General features: G+C 37.3%; 17 protein-coding genes. 8 read left to right on the plus strand and 9 right to left on the minus strand.

The genetic code is table 11. The features are described 5' to 3' along the window. Nucleotides 1-119: 119 nt before the first annotated feature. From CRS_RS23370 to CRS_RS23380, 3 genes are all read left to right on the plus strand, one after another. The gene (locus tag CRS_RS23370; RefSeq protein ID WP_142726353.1) at nt 120-1,703 is read left to right on the plus strand and encodes a Na+/H+ antiporter; all 1,584 of its coding nucleotides are present in this window, start codon (nt 120-122) and stop codon (nt 1,701-1,703) included. 190 nt (nt 1,704-1,893) lie between these two features. Then, nucleotides 1,894-3,165 carry a Y-family DNA polymerase gene (locus CRS_RS23375; protein WP_142726354.1) on the plus strand — a complete coding sequence of 424 codons (1,272 nt, stop codon included), beginning with the start codon at nt 1,894-1,896 and terminating at the stop codon, nt 3,163-3,165. Nucleotides 3,166-3,219: 54 nt separating this feature from the next. Continuing rightward, nucleotides 3,220-3,489, plus strand: a complete 270-nt coding sequence (locus CRS_RS23380; RefSeq protein ID WP_142726355.1) for a hypothetical protein — start codon at nt 3,220-3,222, stop codon at nt 3,487-3,489. A gap of 30 nt (nt 3,490-3,519) precedes the next feature. Here the strand turns inward: CRS_RS23380 and CRS_RS23385 are convergent, their stop codons facing one another. Together CRS_RS23385 and CRS_RS23390 are read right to left on the minus strand one after the other, a co-directional pair. After that, a complete protein-coding gene (locus CRS_RS23385) occupies nt 3,520-4,131 on the minus strand; it encodes a YdeI family protein (RefSeq protein ID WP_142726356.1) in 612 nt (203 codons plus the stop codon). 5 nt (nt 4,132-4,136) lie between these two features. Beyond that, on the minus strand, nt 4,137-5,270 hold the full coding sequence (locus CRS_RS23390; RefSeq protein WP_142726357.1) for a serine hydrolase: 1,134 nt from the start codon (nt 5,268-5,270) through the stop codon (nt 4,137-4,139). Between the two features lie 99 nt (nt 5,271-5,369). On the opposite strand from CRS_RS23390, the gene CRS_RS23395 reads away from it, so the two are divergent. Then, a complete protein-coding gene (locus tag CRS_RS23395) occupies nt 5,370-6,698 on the plus strand; it encodes a M48 family metalloprotease (protein ID WP_228451334.1) in 1,329 nt (442 codons plus the stop codon). Between the two features lie 126 nt (nt 6,699-6,824). Here the strand turns inward: CRS_RS23395 and CRS_RS23400 are convergent, their stop codons facing one another. The 3 genes from CRS_RS23400 to CRS_RS23410 all read right to left on the minus strand — a co-directional run bounded on the left by CRS_RS23400 (nt 6,825) and on the right by CRS_RS23410 (nt 10,931). After that, on the minus strand, nt 6,825-8,354 hold the full coding sequence (locus CRS_RS23400) for a hypothetical protein (RefSeq protein WP_142726359.1): 1,530 nt from the start codon (nt 8,352-8,354) through the stop codon (nt 6,825-6,827). A 92-nt stretch (nt 8,355-8,446) separates the two neighbouring features. Beyond that, nucleotides 8,447-9,283 (minus strand): hypothetical protein, encoded by an 837-nt coding sequence (locus CRS_RS23405; RefSeq protein ID WP_142726360.1) that lies wholly within the window; start codon nt 9,281-9,283, stop codon nt 8,447-8,449. A gap of 106 nt (nt 9,284-9,389) precedes the next feature. Beyond that, a complete protein-coding gene (locus tag CRS_RS23410) occupies nt 9,390-10,931 on the minus strand; it encodes a glycine--tRNA ligase (protein ID WP_142726361.1) in 1,542 nt (513 codons plus the stop codon). Nucleotides 10,932-11,115: 184 nt separating this feature from the next. Here CRS_RS23410 and CRS_RS23415 point away from each other — a divergent pair, with 184 nt between their 5' ends. Together CRS_RS23415 and CRS_RS23420 are read left to right on the plus strand one after the other, a co-directional pair. Continuing rightward, nucleotides 11,116-11,811, plus strand: a complete 696-nt coding sequence (locus CRS_RS23415; protein WP_142726362.1) for a pseudouridine synthase — start codon at nt 11,116-11,118, stop codon at nt 11,809-11,811. Between the two features lie 358 nt (nt 11,812-12,169). Further along, nucleotides 12,170-13,207, plus strand: coding sequence for a quinone-dependent dihydroorotate dehydrogenase (locus CRS_RS23420; RefSeq protein ID WP_142726363.1), 1,038 nt, complete (start codon nt 12,170-12,172; stop codon nt 13,205-13,207). A gap of 30 nt (nt 13,208-13,237) precedes the next feature. On the opposite strand, the gene CRS_RS23425 is transcribed toward CRS_RS23420, so the two are convergent. Together CRS_RS23425 and CRS_RS23430 are read right to left on the minus strand one after the other, a co-directional pair. Next, on the minus strand, nt 13,238-14,128 hold the full coding sequence (locus CRS_RS23425; RefSeq protein WP_142726364.1) for a hypothetical protein: 891 nt from the start codon (nt 14,126-14,128) through the stop codon (nt 13,238-13,240). Nucleotides 14,129-14,156: 28 nt separating this feature from the next. Further along, entirely contained in the window at nt 14,157-15,401 is a 1,245-nt protein-coding gene (locus CRS_RS23430; RefSeq protein WP_142726365.1) for a DUF445 domain-containing protein, read from the minus strand. Between the two features lie 169 nt (nt 15,402-15,570). Here CRS_RS23430 and msrB point away from each other — a divergent pair, with 169 nt between their 5' ends. Together msrB and CRS_RS23440 are read left to right on the plus strand one after the other, a co-directional pair. Beyond that, nucleotides 15,571-16,050, plus strand: a complete 480-nt coding sequence (gene msrB, locus CRS_RS23435; RefSeq protein WP_142726366.1) for a peptide-methionine (R)-S-oxide reductase MsrB — start codon at nt 15,571-15,573, stop codon at nt 16,048-16,050. 127 nt (nt 16,051-16,177) lie between these two features. Next, entirely contained in the window at nt 16,178-16,927 is a 750-nt protein-coding gene (locus CRS_RS23440; RefSeq protein ID WP_142726367.1) for a murein L,D-transpeptidase catalytic domain family protein, read from the plus strand. A 28-nt stretch (nt 16,928-16,955) separates the two neighbouring features. Here the strand turns inward: CRS_RS23440 and CRS_RS23445 are convergent, their stop codons facing one another. Beyond that, a complete protein-coding gene (locus CRS_RS23445) occupies nt 16,956-18,329 on the minus strand; it encodes a HAMP domain-containing sensor histidine kinase (protein ID WP_142726368.1) in 1,374 nt (457 codons plus the stop codon). Next, complete coding sequence (locus CRS_RS23450; protein WP_142726369.1) at nt 18,326-19,012, minus strand: response regulator transcription factor; 687 nt, start codon at nt 19,010-19,012, stop codon at nt 18,326-18,328. Before CRS_RS23450 ends, CRS_RS23445 begins: the two co-directional genes overlap by 4 nt. Nucleotides 19,013-19,129: the final 117 nt, after the last annotated feature.

Raw genomic sequence — 19,129 nt, forward strand, 5'->3', positions numbered from 1 at the left:
AGCAGATGTATAGGATATAAATTAACCTGCATCATAAAAAAACAGGAAAAAAACAGCCTTTAAATTTTTAAAAATCAAATAGAAGTAGTAAATATGATGTTCAAAAAACACAATATCAAATGCACACCATCCTACCTTTTTTATTGGCTATGATAGCAGCGATTGTGCTGCTGAACATGTGGGCAACAAAACTGAAAATTGCTTATCCCATTTTACTTGTTGTATTTGGGCTGCTTGTCAGCTTTGTACCGGGCTTGCCGGTTGTGAAGATCAATCCGGATCTCATCTTTTTTATTTTTCTGCCTCCTCTACTATTTGAAGCAGCATGGTCTATTTCCTTTAAAGAAATGAAAAGATGGTGGCGGATTATCGGAAGCTTTGCTTTTCTGGTCGTCTTTTTTACAGCTTTGGCAGTTGCCGTTACAGCGAATTACTTTATTCCCGGATTTACGATTGCTCTTGGATTTCTTTTAGGAGGAATTGTATCTCCCCCTGATGCGGTAAGTACGGGAGCTATTATGAGGTTTGTAAAAGTTCCGTCTGCTACTTCTGCTATTTTGGAAGGAGAAAGTCTGTTGAATGATGCCTCATCACTGATTATATTCCGTTTTGCGCTGATAGCGGTAGGAACCGGACAATTTGTATGGCAGGAAGCATCTTTGGATTTTTTATGGATGATCACCGGAGGTGCAGGTATCGGACTGCTGCTGGCATGGATCTTTGTGCAGGCTCATAAACGGCTTCCTACAGAACCTTCATCAGATATTGCACTGACAATTATTGAGCCTTATCTGATGTACTGGGTGGCAGAACAGCTTCATTGTTCCGGGGTTTTAGCGGTAGTCTGCGGTGGGCTGTACATGTCCGGTAAAAGAATGATATTCCTCAACAGTACCAGCCGTATAAGAGGCTATAGTGTTTGGGAAAGTTTTGTTTTCATTCTGAATGGCATTGTATTTTTAATTATCGGGCTGGAACTTCCTGAAATTGTCGGGGGACTCAGGTCTGAAGGTATTCCTTTGAGAATAGCCATTCAATATGGGATCTTGGTGACCGGTATTCTTATTGCTGCCAGAATAATAAGCTCCTATGCAGCAATGGTAGCTACAATTATTTTCCGTCCCAGTGTAGCACCCCGCGCATCTTCTGTAAAAAGACGCCTGATGATGCCTCTTATACTTGGATGGACGGGAATGAGGGGGGTGGTTTCATTAGCTGCTGCCCTGGCTATTCCGGTAACCCTCGAAAACGGGCTTCCTTTTCCCAACAGGAATCTTATCCTCTTCATTACTTTTGTTGTGATTCTGCTTACATTACTTGTACAGGGACTTACACTTCCATATCTGATCACATATGGCCGCGTATTTGACGATTTTGCAGATGAAGAGAAGGACAGACAGTCTAGAGATGAAATAAAGCACAAGCTGAAACAGCATGTTTATCATTTCCTTAAAAATAAGCATGAAAGTGAGCTGAACAGCCATGCCGGATTAGAAAGGATGCTGAAACACTGGGAAGAAAAGATACAGACCAATGAAACTGAATGGATAAATGAAAAAACAAAAGATATCTTTTTTGAAATGCTGGAAAGTCAGAGACAGTTTCTCGCAGAGCTCAACAAGGATGTTTCCGTGAATGAAGAAATCATCCGTCATCAGCTCTATCAAATTGACCTTGAGGAGGAACGTTTAAAGATGATTTGAACGCCGGTTCGCTTAAGCAAGAAAGTTTTTGAAAACAAAATTAAAGCGCTAATGCGACAGAACCTGTCGTATTATAAAAATTTATTCGTTTGTTTTTCAGTTTGTTAAATATGATGTTAATTATAGTCTAAAAGATAATTTTATTCTTAAAAAACTATAATTTTGTATCAATATTTATGATGCAATTGTCATGTACGCTCTGGTTGACTGTAATAATTTTTTTGTCTCCTGTGAAAGGACTTTAGATCCTGATCTTGAAGGCAAACCCGTTGTGGTTCTTTCCAATAACGATGGTTGTGTTGTATCCCGAAGTAAAGAAGCGAAAGACCTGGGAATTCCGATGGCGGCTCCTGCATTCAAATACAAAGAACTCTTTCAGAAACATGATGTAAAAAGCTTTTCTGCAAAATTTGAATTGTATAATTATAAAAGCCAGCAGGTCATCAATATCGCCAAATCCTACGTGCTTGATCATGAAGTATATAGTATTGATGAACTTTTTCTTGATTTAACAGGATTTAAGTATATCGATATGTATGAGTACTGCCTTAAAATTAAAGAAGAGATCAGGGAGAAAGAAAACATTCCCGTAAGTATAGGAATTGCGCCTACCAAAACTTTATGTAAAGTTGCGAACAGGATTGTAAAAGATTTCCCGGAGAATTTTAATGGAGTTTACATTTTAGAGACTCCTGAAAAGATAGAAAAAGCCTTAAAATGGCTTAATATAGGGGATGTGTGGGGGATAGGAAGAAGACTTGCTGTCAAAATGAATGACAGCGGAGTATACAAAGCCTGGGACCTTCTTCAGAAACCTGAAATGTGGGTACGGAAGATCATGGGAATTCATGGAGTAAGGATGATCAACGAGTTGAAGGGAATTCGCCAGCTGGAGCTGGATACGCCCTCTCCCAAAAAATCCATCGCAGTTACCCGAAGCTTTATGCAGATGATTACCAAAAAAGAAGAAGTAAGGGAACGGGTAGAAACTTTTGGAATGTATTGCTCAGAAAGATTGAGAAAGCAGAATACCTGCTGTAAAATGATTACAGTTTTTGTACAAACCAACCGATTCAGGAAAGATCTGCCCGAATACAAAAATGCAATGACCCGGATTCTTTCCAATCCTACCAATTCATCCATTCTGATTGGAAGAGTAGTTAACGAGCTTTTTGAAACAATTTACAGAGACGGATTTCATTATAAAAGAGCTGGCGTAATCGTGAATGATTTTGTTCCTGAGGATCAGAGACAGATCAGCCTTTTTGAAGAAGACATACAAAATCAGCACCTTCCCGTGATGAAAGCAATGGATGCTATGAACAGAAAGTTCGGAAAGGATAAAGTCCGTCTGGGAAGTATGAGCGGAGAGAATACTTTCGGACGTACAAAGCTGTCCCCTGAATATGAAGCCTTCCTGAAAAAGAATACATTACCGGAAGCCAATTTCAGATTTCACTAGACATTATTTTATTTTAAAAATTCTGTTTATTTTTCCCTTAGGATTTATTAGTGTATGAAAAATAAAACTGCTGATGTCAATAATTTATTGCGTAAATTATCTAAAGAAGATATTTCCGGATATGAATTCGTTAATTACTGGGATGGAGATACCACTGCCATAGGATTGAAAAAGAGAAACGTGCTTATCTATATTTCAACATTTGATTTTTCCCAAACCGGCCATTATGATATCATTATGGAAGAATTTGAAACAGGAGAAATATTGAGGGAAAGATTCAATATATCATATACTGAGCTTGTAGCTGACCTTCAGGGATTGTGAAGATTCAGAATATTTTATGTATAATCAGATTTATTTCCTTTCATATTTCCAGTTTCTTCCTTTACCCTCAGCGATCCATTCCAGAGACTGTTCCAATCTTTTATTTCTGGTAGCTTCTGTTTTGGCTTCCGTAATCCAGGAAATATATTCTTTTCTGAATGATGGTGAAGCTTTTTCAAAAACTTCCAGTGCTTTTGGCCGGGCATGCAGGGCTGACTGAAAATAATCGGGAACGTCCATTTCTGTTTTGGAGGATGGTGCTTTCTTCATGGTGACTCCCATATCTGTAAGTTCCATGGCTTCTTTAATCGCTTTTTTTAGCTGAGGTCCGGATGGAAGGTCTTCAATCCGGGTAATTTTTCCTAAGCTGAACATTGAGTTTTTCTCAATATCCTGAGTCATTTCCTGCATGGTTTTCATTTCCTTTTCCAGCCAGAACCCAAAAGTACAGTGCTGCTTGAAGGAAGCCATAGCACAGAGGTTTTTCCCTTTATAGATAAAATGGGGAAAGCTCCACTTCATAGTTTCTTCAGCATCAGGACAGAATTCATGAACGGTTTCACGGATGTAATGCAGGACAGGCTTTGCAAAATCCTGTGATTTTTCAATATATGCGTCAATTTTAGGACTGTATTTTTCCATCGTATTTATTGGAATAATTGTACAATTTCATTCACAAAGAATTTTACCTGATCAGGTCTTCCTCTATCGTTTTTGGGGTTATTGAGATAGCTTCCGGTCTTTACAATAACGATATTATGCTCCGGAACCATGATGATATATTGGCCCTGTAATCCCAGGAAATAATAATGTCTGACCGGATTGTCATGGTTGATCCAGAGGCCCATTCCATAAATGTTTTCAGACTTTTCTGTTGGAGTTCTCATCTGTTCAATGAAATCTGCGTTAAGGATCTGCTGATCTCCGGCTTTACCATTATCCAGGAACAGTTGTCCAAGCTTGGCAAAATCTCTGGCATTAGAATGAATACAGCAATAGGTTTTTTCCATACCGTAATCGTCTGTACTCCATTTGGCATTTTGTTCCATACCTAAAGGCCTCCAGAATTTCTCTGATAAATAGCTTGCCAATGGTTGATTCAGCGCTTTTCTGAGCGCAAAGCCAAGAAGCTGAGTAGAACCGCTCTGGTATTCGAACCTGGTTCCGGGTTCTTCCTTGAATTTTCTTGAGAATAGGGCTTTTACAAGACTTTTTCCATAATAAGCTTTAGCATTGGGAAGAAAAGGGTTATTGTAATTTTCATCCCAATCCAGCCCGGCTTCCATTTGTGCCAAGTTTTTAAGCGTAACCTGATTTCCAAATGCTTTATTTTTAAAATCCGGGTAAAAATCTGAAAGCTTTTCATGAATGTCTGTAATAACGCCTTCTTCCAGTGCTTTTCCCAATAGCATTACCGTCACCGCTTTTGCCATCGAAAATGAATTGGTTTGTGATAACTGATTATAACCTCCCCAATACTGTTCATGAAGAATTTTCCCATTTTTTATGACTACAAAAGCCGCTGTTCTGGAATGTTTTAAGTTTTCAACTAAATTTTTCGGTAGCTCTTTTTTGTTGTAGTCGGGATCTTTTTCCCAGCGTTTGGGTTTCTCAGCAGCAATAGGATGGCTTGGGAAAAGATTTCCGTCATCAATGTGTGCGCTTGATTTTCCTTTCAGATAGGTTTTGGAAATACCACTAAATAAATAATCATATCCCAGGAAATAAGCAGCTGCAGCGCCTGCTACAGCTCCGCCTATCATATACTTCAGTATTCTCATTTTTTCATGAATGGGTCTTAAACAAATTTAAAATAATTTGACAATAAAATTTAAAATGAACCGGCAAATAAGTTATTTTTGTTCTTATTGATGAAAACTATGACCAGAAAACTTTTTGTATTGGGATACCTTTTATTTTCGATGATGGGAATGGCACAGATGTATAAACCGATAGATACTGCAGATTATACAAAGAGAAAGGTGTTCTTAAAGAATTTTGAGACAAATAATGAAATAACAATAAAGAGATTAAAGTCCCAGTATTCCGGGAAAACAGGCTCTGAATTATCCAGAATTTACAAAGAGTTCGGAACTGATTTTGAAAAGCAGGTGAAAAATAAGGACTTTATTTTTAAATCTGAGTTTGAGACCAGTATACAATCTATTATTCAACGGCTGAAAAAGAATAATCCTAAAATTCCTCAGGACCTGAAAATTCTGATTGCAAAGGACAATACGCCCAATGCTTACTGCCTTGCTGACGGAACTTTTGTTATCAATATGGGATTGTACAGCTGGCTGAATAATGAGGAGCAGATTGCTGCTGTGATTTCCCATGAACTGGGGCATAAAATAGAGGAGCATTCCCTGAAGACCTTTTTAAAAATCATCGAACAGGATAAGCTGGATAAAATCGTTGTTGAGAATATAAAATCTACTACAACAAGCAGAAGCCAGATCCAGAATCAGAAAGCTTTTGATATTTTTAAAAATACAGTCTATAAGAAAGGGGTAGAGAGAAGACAAAATGAAATGCAGGCAGACTCTTTAGGATATGTTATTTTTAAAAACAGTGATTTTAAAAAGGCTGAGTTTGTCAATGCGCTGCAGAGATTACAGGATTTTGACACAATTTCACCAAGGGAACTGAAGGTAGAAACGTATAAAAAACTGTTTAACCTTCCCAAACAGGCCTTCAATGAAAAATGGATGAAAAAGGAAGATTTTTCATTATACAACTACAACTTTTACAAAGAGAAACTGAATAAAGATTCTCTGGCATCGCATCCTGAAGTTTCCAGAAGGATTGAAATGCTTAAAAAAACATTTGAAGAACTGAAAGCTTCTGCTTCTCCGGAAAAGCCTTCGGATCTGTTTATAACATTAAAGAAAACAGCAAGAATGGAAATTTTACCCAATTATTTCCATTCTGAAGATTATGGACTGGGAATATATGCTGCCATGCAGTTTTTGCAGGATGAAGAGGAAGAAAAATATTATAAAAGCTGGCTGGGAAGATGCTTCTCCAAAATATATGAGGCAAGGAAAAACTATAACCTCAACCGGTATCTGGATAGGATAGAGCCTAAAAATCAAAGCGAAAGCTACCAGCAGTTCCTCAACTTTATGTGGAACTTAAGCCTTGATGAAATAAAGAATATTGCAGACTATTACCAGACGAATGATACTATAGCAAAGGTAAATTGATTTTCATTATAAATGAAACATCAATAAAAACGGGCTTTAGCCTCTTTTTGAAATAAAAAAAATCCGCTGACTTTAGCCAAAACATAAAAGAAAGAACCCTGATGTTTCGTCAGGGTTCTTATTATTTTAGTAATTTAATTTCTCCAATCGGATCTTATTGAACTTTTCCTTTTCATTATACTCACGAAGCAGTATATAGCCTTCTTTTCCTACATACGGAGTCACTATATAATTATCTTTTTCAGAGATCGGAATGATCTCCTGTTTGAATTTTCCGTCAATAATGGTATTGATAAACAGATTCCATCTTTTCTGCCTGGTGACTTCATCTTTTTGATAGTCACGGTAGAAAAATACCACATCTTTTCCTCCGTTGAGGTATTGTGAGAATAGGTAATCACTGTTTACCCATTTTGATTTTTCCTTTTCAAAAACCTGGACGTTTTTCACTTTGAAATCTTTATCGGTATAGATATACACAAGATCTGTAGTCTTCGGGGCGGTATATTGCGTTGCCGGTTTGTATTTTTCGGATAAAATACCCACACTTCCGTCATTCATAAAGTACATATCTTTGGTCTGGAGCATATAGCCGTTTTCTACAATACCATTCCTGTTGACCTTTGGAAGAAATGCCGATATATTGGGCTCATAATTGATCGCCTTTGTATCTACGGAGAAATCTGACTTATTAAGGATCATTCTGGCAAACCCTACTGATTCGGAATCATCATAGTTTCTTCCCAGCAGCACTACTTTATCATCAAAAGTTTTATCATTATCAATCTTCCTGTACCCGGAGTAAAAAGAGTCTATACGGTCTATTGTATCATCAGATAACCCTGTAACAGGTTTGTTGGAAGTTTCCTTTCCTGTTTTCATATCAAGAACCATGAGACTGAATGTTTTCTGCTTGTCATTCACTTTTTTCATAATACAGTACATATAGTTCTCATCTCTTTCCAGAACAGATAAAGTGGTATACACTTTTTTGCTTCCGTCTGTATTGTATCTGTATCTCCAGACCTCCTTTTTATTCGGATCAAATTTTATCAGACTGTTGCTGTTTTCATATTTTCCGTAATCTTTGTACTCAACGGCAAAGTAACCTCCTTCTTTCAGCTCTCCGACAGCAGAGACATAATTGTAGCCTTTTTCTTTTTTCTCATCACGGTTTTCCTTACGCTGTTCTTTCCAGCTTTTGGGTTCATTGATCTCTTTGAATGTTCCATCCTCAAGATAGTCATAATATATTTTTCGGGTAATTGAGTTTGTTTTTGGATCTATTACCATCGAAACAGGAGTAAACACCTCTTTACTTTTTATCAGGGAATAATCCATCATGGAAGGTTTTAGGATGATCTGTCCCTTAAAATCAACATAGCCTAAATAAGAGGCCGCAGTGATATCTCCTTCAAATTCTTTATTGGCAACAGGGTTGAGGTTTTTATCCAGGATTACGTATTCGAACTTTTTGGTCTTGTCACCGGATTTTCCGTAAGAATATAAAGAAACGTAACCGTAAAGATTGTCCTTATCATCAAATAGAGCATTCATGCCCACGTGATCTCCGGCAGCCAGTGTTGTCAGATCCTGAGTCTGGGAAAATGCAAAGGTCTGGATCAGCCCAAACACCATTAGTGTTATTTTTTTCATGGTTAAAATTTGAGGGATAAAAGTAATAAATTAACAGATATGTTGATGAAAATAAAAGCCCTGAAAATAATTTCAGAGCTTACTATATAAAGTTACTGATAGTATTCGTAAAGCCAGTTATGAGTACTTGTTCCATAACCGGAGATATTATAAGTGGTAACGGCTTTGGTAGGGTAGTTATCTGCATTAAGAGTATAAACTGAACTGATTTTGTTGGTTCCATTGGATGAGCCTGAGTAAGTCTCTGTCTGGTTCAGCAGATTATTATAACCTATCTGCCCGTCGCTTACATCAAATAGATTGATCTTAACAAAACCTTTTATATCTTTCATAGGATTATTGAATGTGTCATAAGTGTTGGTAATATTATAGGTGGTTCCATTATGAGTATAGTTTGCTGAAGCCACATTTCCGCTGTTGGTTAAATAAACATCCACCTGTGCAAATACAAGATTTGAATACGTTCCTGTTGAAGGATTATAAGTTCCACCTTTATATTCTTCAAACTGAACATGCGTATCACTGATATACTGATAAATTTTAGTATAAATAAGTGTTCCCTGTTCTTTATCAGTTATCTTTTCCGTTGAAAGCCTTCCATTAGAATAGGTGAATTCTCTCATAAGAACCAGAGATCCGCCAATATATTCTTCTGTTTTAGCAATATAATCTCCACTGTAAGTATAAATAACTCTATCGTCATCTGCTGCATTGTAGGTTTCTACAATCTTATTTCCATTATATTTAAACTCCACCACATATGTAGAACCTCCCGGGCTAACATCAGTCGCTTTCTTTACAAGATGAAGAGGCCCGTTATTATTGTTATGAGAATTATTGCTATTGTCTCTGTGATCAGCAGGATTATCATTAGACACACAGCTTGAGAGCACTGCCACAGTCAGTGAAGACAGAATCAGTTTTTTCATGGTTATTTTTAGTTTAGTTTTTAGTCCGCTAAAAATAATACTTTTTGTGGTATGTTCGTCTGGAACGTATAAAAAATAAAAAAAGCCCTGAAAAAGGGCTTTTGTACTATATTTTAGAAAGTAAATTTCTGAAGTTCGTTTTCTCATCGATGATTCTTCTCAACTCTGACACAGGTACTCTTTCCTGCTGCATCGTATCCCTGTCTCTGATCGTTACGGTATGATCAACAAGAGAGTCGTGATCCACAGTGATACAGTATGGAGTACCGATGGCATCCTGTCTTCTGTAACGTTTTCCGATCGCATCTTTCTCTTCGTAGAATAAGTTGAAATCGTATTTCAGATCATTGAAGATCTTTTCTGCATACTCTGCCAGGCCGTCTTTCTTCATCAATGGAAGAATCGCTGCTTTAATTGGCGCCAATGCCGGAGGTAGTGATAAAACTGTTCTTTCAGAACCGTCTTCCAATACTTCGTCTCTCAGGCAGTGTGCAAATATGGAAAGGAATAATCTGTCTAATCCTACTGACGTTTCCACTACATAAGGTACATAGTTTTCGTTTCTTTCAGGATCAAAGAACTGAAGCTTTCTTCCTGAGAATTCCTCATGAGCTTTTAAGTCGAAATCTGTTCTTGAGTGAATTCCTTCCAGTTCTTTAAATCCAAAAGGGAAGTTAAACTCAATATCAGCAGCAGCATTGGCATAATGAGCCAATTTCTCATGATCATGGAATCTGTAATTTTCGTTTCCTAACCCTAATGCCAGGTGCCAGTTCAGACGTTTCTGCTTCCATTGCTCGTAGAATTCAAGTTCTGTTCCCGGAGCTACGAAGAACTGCATTTCCATCTGTTCAAATTCACGCATTCTGAAGATAAACTGTCTTGCAACAATCTCGTTTCTGAATGCCTTACCGATCTGCGCAATACCGAAAGGAAGCTTATGACGGGAAGTTTTTTGTACATTTAAGAAGTTAACGAAAATACCCTGAGCCGTTTCAGGTCTCAGATAAAGATCCATTGCAGAATCTGCAGAAGCTCCAAGTTTTGTTCCGAACATCAGGTTGAATTGTCTTACCTCCGTCCAGTTTTTAGAACCTGTATCAGGATCAGCAATTTCAAGCTCTTCAATCAAAGCCTTTACATCAGCAAGATCTTCATTTTCTAAAGATTTTGCCAATCTTGAAAGAATAGCTTCTCTTTTTGCTCTGTATTCCAGGATTTTTGGATTCGTAGCAACAAACTGATCCTTATCGAAAGCATCCCCGAATCTTTTCGCTGCCTTTTCGATTTCCTTGTTTTCTTTATCTTCAATTTTAGCACAGTAGTCTTCCACCAGAACGTCTGCTCTGAAACGTTTCTTGGAATCTTTATTGTCAATCAATGGATCGTTGAAAGCGTCTACGTGGCCTGATGCCTTCCATGTTGTCGGGTGCATCAAAATTGCCGAATCAATACCCACAATATTTTCGTTAAGCTGTACCATAGCTTTCCACCAGTATTGTTTGATATTATTTTTTAGTTCGGCCCCATTCTGTCCATAATCATAAACAGCGGATAAACCATCATAGATCTCACTCGATGGGAAAATAAAACCATATTCTTTAGCGTGAGAAATCACTTTCTTGAAAACATCTTCTTGCTTTGCCATAATTTTTTTAACGTCTGATGTGCAAAAATAGTGAAAATGTGGGAAGATAGGAGCGGGAAGATGGAAGTTTTTATAATGCAGGAATTTAGGAGCCGGGAACCTGCTTTTCACTATATCTTTTGCTTCGCAAAAGGATGCCGTTGCAATCAGGGCTATATCGGTTGAAAATCTCTACTTTTGCAACATGTTAGAAATTCTTTATCGCGACGAACATCTTATTGCCATCAACAAACCCAGCGGATTACTGGTTCATAAATCCTTTTATGCCGGAGAAGCTGATACCTATGCTATTCAGGAGCTGAAGAAACAAATTGGACAAAAAGTGTTTCCTGTACATAGGTTAGACCGGAAAACCTCAGGTGTTCTGCTTTTTACTTTAGATAAAGACACTCTTAAAATCATGAGCGAACAGTTTGCTTCACGCGAAGTAGAGAAGAAATATCTGGCCATTCTTCGAGGCTGGACAAAAGAAGAAGAAACGATTGATTATGATTTAATTAATGAAAATGAAGTCAGGCAGAATGCAGTTACAAACTATCGCCGTTTGCAGACTTCGGAAATAGATCTCCCTTTTTTAAAACATCAGACTTCAAGATATTCTTTGGTAGAAGCCATTCCTGAAACGGGACGATTTCATCAGCTGAGAAAACATTTTAAACATATTCTGCATCCTATTTTAGGCTGCAGAAAACACGGTTGTAATAAACAAAATAAGTTGTGGCTTCAAACATTTGGTATCAATAAAATGACGCTTCATGCCCATCAGTTGATTTTTAATCATCCTATTTCTAACGAAAGAATTACCGTAAATGCTACTATAGATGAGGAATTTAAAAGAGTAGGAGATATTCTGAATTTTGATCTGGGTGCTTACCTTTAAGATTTTAATATCCCTGTCAAGGTTTTTAAATCTTGACAGGGATGATGTAGGTATTTCTCTGTTTCTATTGCTTTGACGCAATGCTCGCAAAGTTTATTGAAGAATGATTTATTGATCGCTAAGTCACTTCATTCAGGAAGGCTGATAGCTCGGGCTTCGTTTAGGGAAACGACCTTGCGAACAAAATGTTTTCAGATCATATTTCTTTGCGATCGTAGCGTTAAAATATCTTACTCATTCGCAGTTTGCACAAATTGTTTCTGGTTTATAGATACTATATATCAGACGTTTTGATAAAATATCATAGGTTAATCCATAATTAATTTTAAAATGAGTAATTTTGTAAAACTTTTTTTCAATGTACAAATCGATCATTCGTCCGATTCTTTTCAAATTTGATCCCGAAGATGTCCACCACTTTACTTTTTCGGTACTTAAGAATTTTGGATTTCTCACTAAATTATTCTTCCCGAAACCTGTCGAAGACAAACGTCTGGAAAGAGAAGTTTTCGGATTGAAATTTAAAAATCCTGTAGGACTGGCTGCCGGTTTTGATAAAAATGCAGTACTGTTCAATGAACTGGCAGACTTAGGTTTTGGATTTGTAGAAATCGGAACTGTTACGCCAAGAGCTCAGGCCGGAAATCCCAGAAAAAGATTATTCCGTCTCATTGAAGACGGTGGGATCATCAACAGGATGGGGTTCAATAATGACGGTTTGCAGGCCGCTATTGAAAAACTTAAATCCAACAAAGGAAAAATAATCATCGGTGGAAACATCGGAAAAAATACGGATACAAGCCCTGAAAACTATACCCAGGATTATCTGGACTGCTTTGAAGGTCTTCATCCTTATGTAGACTATTTTGTACTGAATGTAAGCTGCCCGAATGTAGGAAGTCATGCCAAACTTGAAGATGTAGAATATCTTAGAGAGCTGATTACAGAAGTAAAGAAAATAAATCAGTCAAAAACTGTACAGAAACCCATACTCCTGAAAATTGCACCGGACCTTAATGACAATCAATTAGACGAAATTATTGAGCTGATTGCAGAAACAAAAATCGATGGTATTGTAGTTTCCAATACCTCTGTAAACCGTGAAGGACTGAAGACTTCCCCGGAAGTTTTAGAACAGATAGGAAATGGAGGGTTAAGCGGAAAGCCGATCCGGGAAAGAAGTACAAAAATGATTAAATACCTTTCTGATAAAAGCAACAGGGCATTCCCTATCATTGGGGTAGGAGGAATACATTCTGCAAAAGATGCCATGGAAAAGCTGGATGCAGGAGCAAGTCTTGTCCAGTTGTATACAGGATTTATTTATGAAGGACCAGAGCTGATTAACAATATCAATCAGGAATTACTAAAAAGAGCAGGCAGATTACCGAGATAATATAGAAGAGAGTTGATATGACTCTCTTTTTTATTTTGACTTCATGACGGTCGCATTTTTAATATCAACGGTAAGTGTATGGGCAGGAGAACTTTCAGATTTACCTATTTTATAAGTAATCGTTTGTTTGTCTTTGGATTTTGTTCTGGTAACATCGTAAATATTTTCCCGGCAGCTTTCAGTAAGGAATTCTTCATAGTTTTTATAGTTCCAGTCTTTTGTAAAATAGAGAACTCTGTAGCCTTTTTCACCATCGCTTGCCCCACATTGCCCACAGGCATTAAAATTTGACGTTTGCTCAAAATAAAGCAGGACCCTGTTCCCATTTTCTCCTGAAGCATAAGAGACCAATTCATTTCCGCCTGCTTTGCTGATAAAGTCGTATGTATTGATCTTTTTATTATTGGGTAAATAGAGATAATTATTGAGGCGATAGATCATGACATTACCTGTAAATAACTTTACCGGCTGTTCTTTTTTACCCCTATAAAAATGCCCGGAAATCGGATTACTGTTCGTGCTGAGGGTTTCAAATATTATAGACTCCTGTGGAGCCAGTTTCTGTGCTATTTCATCTGTCTTTTCTACTTTCTGAAGTGATGTGATCTGCTCCTTCAGCAGCATAGAATTCTGTTTTTGCTTTGTTCCAAAATGATATAATGAGAGATTGCCATAATAATCATAAATTCCAGTGAGTGGAATTTTCTTTTTGTATTTATCATAATAGTACCATCCGTCAACATAATGCTGATATTGGTCACAATCTACTATTCCCGTATAGTTAAGGTGTATGGTAATGGGAATCCCGCTGATCTCTCCGGTAAAAGTCTGCGTAGTATCTGTGGTTTTCTTTAATTCAACATTCTGACACAGCACGGATGTGAGGAAAAAGAAAAAGAATACAGAAAAAATTTTTCTCATGGTTGGCTGGGGGTGTGGTTTTAGTTTTTTAAATGAAAAAATGGGCAATGGTATAAATAATAAGCCCTACCAGGCCTCCTACCAGTGTTCCGTTGACCCGGATAAACTGAAGATCTTTTCCCACTTCCAGTTCCAGCTTTTCGCTCAGTTCTTTTCCCTGCCAGTTGCCAACAGTTGTGCTGATAAGATTCCCAAACTGATGGGTGTTTTTAAGAATATATTTATAGGCTGTCACACGTACCCAATGGTCAATTTTGTTCTGAAGGTTTTCATCTGTCTTTAAGTTTTGTGCAAACTCATTCAGATTTTTAGAAACATAGTTCTTCAATGCGGAACGTTCTTCCTGAAGTTCTTTCATCAGTGTTTTTTTGACAGAAACCCAGATGTCATTCGAATATTCATCCAGTTTATCATTTTTCAGAAGACCGTTTTTGATGGTTTTAAACTCTTCATCCCATTTTGGATCCTCTTTCAGATCAATGGAGAATTCATGAATCTTCTGAGTGATTAATGATCTTACTTCATGTTGAGGATCTTCCTCTATTTCCTTAAAGAAGTCAGAAAGCCCGTCAGCAATCTTATCAGCAATTTTATTATCTACAAAAGAAGGAATAAATGAGTAACTGCCTTTCTTTACACGTTCCTGAATCATTTCATCGTTTTCAAGAATATATTCTTTGATCTGTTTCGAAAGATTGGTGATGATTCTCTGATGATCATTCTTTTCAAGAATATAGCCAATTCCGTTTCCTACTACTTTATTAAGCTTAATATCATCGGTCATCTCAGAAACCTTTTTGCTGATGAACTGACTTACTGCAGAGTCATCCAGCTTATTGAGGACATCCAGTACAATATCAGATAAGTTTTTAAGCAGTATTTCCTGGTTCTTTTCTTTTCCCAGCCATTCTCCGACAAAATGGGATACTTTAAGCTTTTGAATATAAGGGCGGATGTTCCGTGGAGAAAGAAAATTGTTGACCACAAAACTTCCCAGATTATCTCCTAATTTTTGTTTGCTGTTTTCAATAAGGTTGGTGTGGGGAATCGGAAGGCCTAGAGGATGACGGAACAGTGCCGTTACAGCAAACCAATCTGCCAGGGCACCTACCATGGCCGCTTCGGCAAAAGCCCGTACATATCCGACCCAATGGGAAGTGTTGGATTTCTGTAGTAAAGTGGTAATGATGAAAATAACGGCCATCAGGACAAATAATCCTGTGGCAAATGCTTTATATTTTCTGAGCTGTTTTCTTTTTGCTTCGTCATTCATATTCTCAAATTTACTAAATTTGGTTACGAAATCATTTTTAATCTTAACCAGCGCTTTTAACTTCTAAAAGATACAAACTTTTATGTCTTTTCAGGTAAAACCGGAGAGTCTTAATTAAGAAATGAAATTTTTAGTTTCAGCTATTATATTAATTATACTGCATTCCTGTATGCAGAAATATCAACCTATTAAAAAATCCTCTATGGAAAATACAGAAGCAAAAAATAATCCATACTACTCCAGAACAGATACCACAAAACTTAATGTTTCCAATGAAGAGTGGAAAAAGCTCCTGGCCCCGGACCTGTATGCCATCGCAAGAGAAGCTGCGACTGAAAGGGCTTTTACCGGAAAATATAACGAATTTGATGAGATAGGAGAGTATTATTGTGCTGTATGTGGAAATCATCTCTTCCGTTCTACCTCAAAATTCTCCAGCAGCTGCGGCTGGCCAAGTTTCTTTGAAGCAGATAAAGAAGGCGTCTATTACAAAAGAGATCAGTCCTATGGAATGGATAGGGTGGAGGTGCTTTGCAAAAGATGTGATTCCCATCTTGGACATGTTTTCGATGATGGCCCGAAGCCTACAGGATTAAGATATTGTATGAATTCTATAAGTCTGGAATTTGTTCCGGATTCTCAAAAATAGCCACTTTAATTCACAAAATCAGGACGTTAAAGTTTCTTAAATAGCGTTAAACTTTTTAGAGTTATAACCTCCTGGTAATTATGTTTTTATAATTTTGCCCCACTAATTTGGATTTATATATTATTGAATGAAAGGATTTTATAGCGTACTAGGCCTTGTTTACATGGTGACGACTTCATTCTACATTTCTCCGAAAGTGGTGGTGAAAAGTGAGAATGTCAAAACGAAAACTGAAAAAGTAGCTGACACGAAATCTGAGAAGAATACAGCCGTATCTTCATCAGAAGCACTATACCATTCTATTGCATTTGACCCTGAACATGAACTGAACTATGAAGTGTTCTCAAAAGCATTGACTGGCTATGAAAATTTAAAAAAAGCAGGATTGCTTACCCAGGATTCGCATTTATTAACTATCTGCGATTTTTCTATGTCTTCAAATACAAAGAGACTTTGGGTAATTGACCTGGAAGATAAGAAAGTTCTGTTTAACTCATTGGTAGCACACGGAAAAAATACAGGCGAAGAATTTGCGACGAATTTTTCCAACAGGGAAAGTTCGCTGCAGAGCAGCCTGGGATTTTATATCACAGATGCAACCTATCAGGGGGACAACGGATATTCTCTGAAGCTGTTGGGAATGGATAAAGGCTTTAATGATGCTGCCTACAGAAGAGCAATCGTACTTCATGGAGCGGATTATGTAAGCGATGCATTTGCAGCCATGCATAAAAGAATCGGAAGAAGCTGGGGATGCCCTGCTGTTCCAAGAGAACTGACGCAGTCTATCATTAATACCATTAAGGGACGAAACTGTCTGTTTATCTATTATCCTGATCAGAATTATCTTTCCTCTTCAGAATGGTTGAAAGCATAAAATAAAAGCAGTCAGATTTTGACTGCTTTTATTTTTTGGAGAGAAATTTTACCGTGAATACACTTCCTTTTGATACTTCAGAATCTATCATCAGTTTACCTTCATGTATTTCGACAATTCTTTTTACAATGGAAAGGCCGATTCCGTTTCCTTTTTCGAAATTCTTATTAGAACCCCTGTAAAAAAGATCAAAGATTTTTGAAAGATCCTTTTCTGAAATGCCAATACCGTGATCTATAAAACGGATTTTTATATGTTCCGGGTTGGTTTCTATTTCAATATGACAGCTTTTGTCTGCTGAGTATTTACAGGCATTTTCCATCAGATTCGAGAAGGCAACCTGCAAAAGGTAAGGATTGCCATAAAAATCATAATTGTTTTCATCATCGTCTGAAGTATTACCCATATAATTAATTCCGATTTTATAGCTGACATTTTTCTGCAGCAATGCAAGCTTGGCTTCTGCCAAAATCTCGTCCAGGCGGAGATTGGTAAAACTGATCTGTGATACATCATAGCTGGCTCTGGCAAAATCTAAAAGGGCAGACGATAGTTCCGATGCATCATTGGCATCCTGAAGGGCATTGTCAATAGAAAGTTTATAGTCATCCAAGGTTACATTAAGCTCCTTGGCAAGCTCCAGCTCTGCAATTAATATAGAAAGAGGAGTGCGGAACTCATGGGAAATAGTGGTGACAAACTGCTTATGACTGTTGAAGGATTTTTCCAGCCTGTTGAAGGTCGAATTAAAGGTTTCTGTCAGTTCATAAATCTCATCTTTTGCTTTGGGAATATCCAGCCGTTTATTCAGATTGTGCTCTGAAATATCGCGGATCTGGAGAATAATATCCTTTAAAGGCTTAAGGGTATAATAGGAAAAAAGAAATCCTATGATAAAAATGATGACAATCGAACTGATGTAAATGATAATAATATCTTTTTTAAACTCTGAAATATGGGCTTTTCCTGTGACGTCTACTGCACTTCCGATGATATAATATTTTTCTCCGTTTGATTGGAACTGAATGGCAATATACTGTCGGTCGCCCTGATGCCAGAATATTCTGTTTTTATTGGACCGGATAATTTTATCCAGATACTTTTCATTGCTTTTAAGAGGAGGTACATCAGTGAAGGTAAGTTCTTTTTTACTGTTATAAACACTGATATCTGCTTCGTTCAGTAGTTTTTGGTTGCGCTTGTGAAGCTCGCGGATTTTTTCGTCACTGATCCTGACATCAAAGATAAACTCTGACCGCCAGATGACTTTATATCCCAGGCGGTCGTTAAACTCATCCTCCCTGTTTTTTTCGGAGACAAAATAAAGAACATAGGCAAACAAAAAAAGAATGCCTGCCGTAAGAATAGAATAAATGAGTGCTGTTCTGGTTGCTATTTTCATAGTTGTGAAGCAAAAATAAATCCTACTCCCGGTTTGGTGTGGATCAGTTTATGATCAAAATTTTTATCAATCTTTTTCCGCAGATAAGCAATATAAACATCAATATAATTCGTTCCGGTGTCAAAATGATTTCCCCACACATTTTCTGCAATTTCTTCACGGGTAAGAATTCTTTCAGCATTGTTAACCAGGAATACCAGAAGCTTGAATTCTTTAGGAGTGAGTTCTATTTCTTCTCCATTTCTGAAAACTCTGTTGAATTTCTTGTCAATTTTCAGGTCATGGTACTCCAGGTCGGTCAGATATGCTTCCTTATTTCTGGCTGACCTTCGCTGCAGAATAGCTTTTATTCTCACATACAGCTCTCTGATTTCAAATGGTTTTACCATATAATCATCCGCTCCGGCATCAAATCCTTCAATTTTTTCATCAATTGTTCCCAGAGCAGTAAGCATGATGATGGGAAGATCAGGATATTTCTGTTTGATCAGTTTACACAGATCAATACCACTCATTTTAGGGAGCATGATATCTGTAATGGCCAGATCAAATGTTATTTTATTCAGCAGGACAATAGCATCTTCTGCATCTTCCGAAATATACACCTGATATTCCTGGCTTTCCAGCCCTCTTTTCAAAAGACTTGAAACACGCGAATTATCTTCTACAATTAAAACTTTCATAAAGAAATATTTTGAAATATGTCTTGGTTTTACAGACTGTTTTTTGATTTTAAAAGCTTGATTTTCATTGGTCCTCAAAGCCCTGTACAAAGGTATTTCATATTTTTCTTTTATCAG

The sequence above is a fragment of the Chryseobacterium sp. ON_d1 genome (assembly GCF_006829085.1).
Taxonomy (GTDB): Bacteria; Bacteroidota; Bacteroidia; order Flavobacteriales; family Weeksellaceae; genus Chryseobacterium.

Coding starts and splice junctions, on each gene's coding strand:
- CRS_RS23370 (WP_142726353.1), top strand. CDS start 120: ATGCACACCATCCTACCTTTTTTATTGGCTATGATAGCAGCGATTGTG.
- CRS_RS23375 (WP_142726354.1), top strand. CDS start 1,894: ATGTACGCTCTGGTTGACTGTAATAATTTTTTTGTCTCCTGTGAAAGG.
- CRS_RS23380 (WP_142726355.1), top strand. CDS start 3,220: ATGAAAAATAAAACTGCTGATGTCAATAATTTATTGCGTAAATTATCT.
- CRS_RS23385 (WP_142726356.1), bottom strand. CDS start 4,131: ATGGAAAAATACAGTCCTAAAATTGACGCATATATTGAAAAATCACAG.
- CRS_RS23390 (WP_142726357.1), bottom strand. CDS start 5,270: ATGAGAATACTGAAGTATATGATAGGCGGAGCTGTAGCAGGCGCTGCA.
- CRS_RS23395 (WP_228451334.1), top strand. CDS start 5,370: ATGACCAGAAAACTTTTTGTATTGGGATACCTTTTATTTTCGATGATG.
- CRS_RS23400 (WP_142726359.1), bottom strand. CDS start 8,354: ATGAAAAAAATAACACTAATGGTGTTTGGGCTGATCCAGACCTTTGCA.
- CRS_RS23405 (WP_142726360.1), bottom strand. CDS start 9,283: ATGAAAAAACTGATTCTGTCTTCACTGACTGTGGCAGTGCTCTCAAGC.
- CRS_RS23410 (WP_142726361.1), bottom strand. CDS start 10,931: ATGGCAAAGCAAGAAGATGTTTTCAAGAAAGTGATTTCTCACGCTAAA.
- CRS_RS23415 (WP_142726362.1), top strand. CDS start 11,116: ATGTTAGAAATTCTTTATCGCGACGAACATCTTATTGCCATCAACAAA.
- CRS_RS23420 (WP_142726363.1), top strand. CDS start 12,170: ATGTACAAATCGATCATTCGTCCGATTCTTTTCAAATTTGATCCCGAA.
- CRS_RS23425 (WP_142726364.1), bottom strand. CDS start 14,128: ATGAGAAAAATTTTTTCTGTATTCTTTTTCTTTTTCCTCACATCCGTG.
- CRS_RS23430 (WP_142726365.1), bottom strand. CDS start 15,401: ATGAATGACGAAGCAAAAAGAAAACAGCTCAGAAAATATAAAGCATTT.
- msrB (WP_142726366.1), top strand. CDS start 15,571: ATGCAGAAATATCAACCTATTAAAAAATCCTCTATGGAAAATACAGAA.
- CRS_RS23440 (WP_142726367.1), top strand. CDS start 16,178: ATGAAAGGATTTTATAGCGTACTAGGCCTTGTTTACATGGTGACGACT.
- CRS_RS23445 (WP_142726368.1), bottom strand. CDS start 18,329: ATGAAAATAGCAACCAGAACAGCACTCATTTATTCTATTCTTACGGCA.
- CRS_RS23450 (WP_142726369.1), bottom strand. CDS start 19,012: ATGAAAGTTTTAATTGTAGAAGATAATTCGCGTGTTTCAAGTCTTTTG.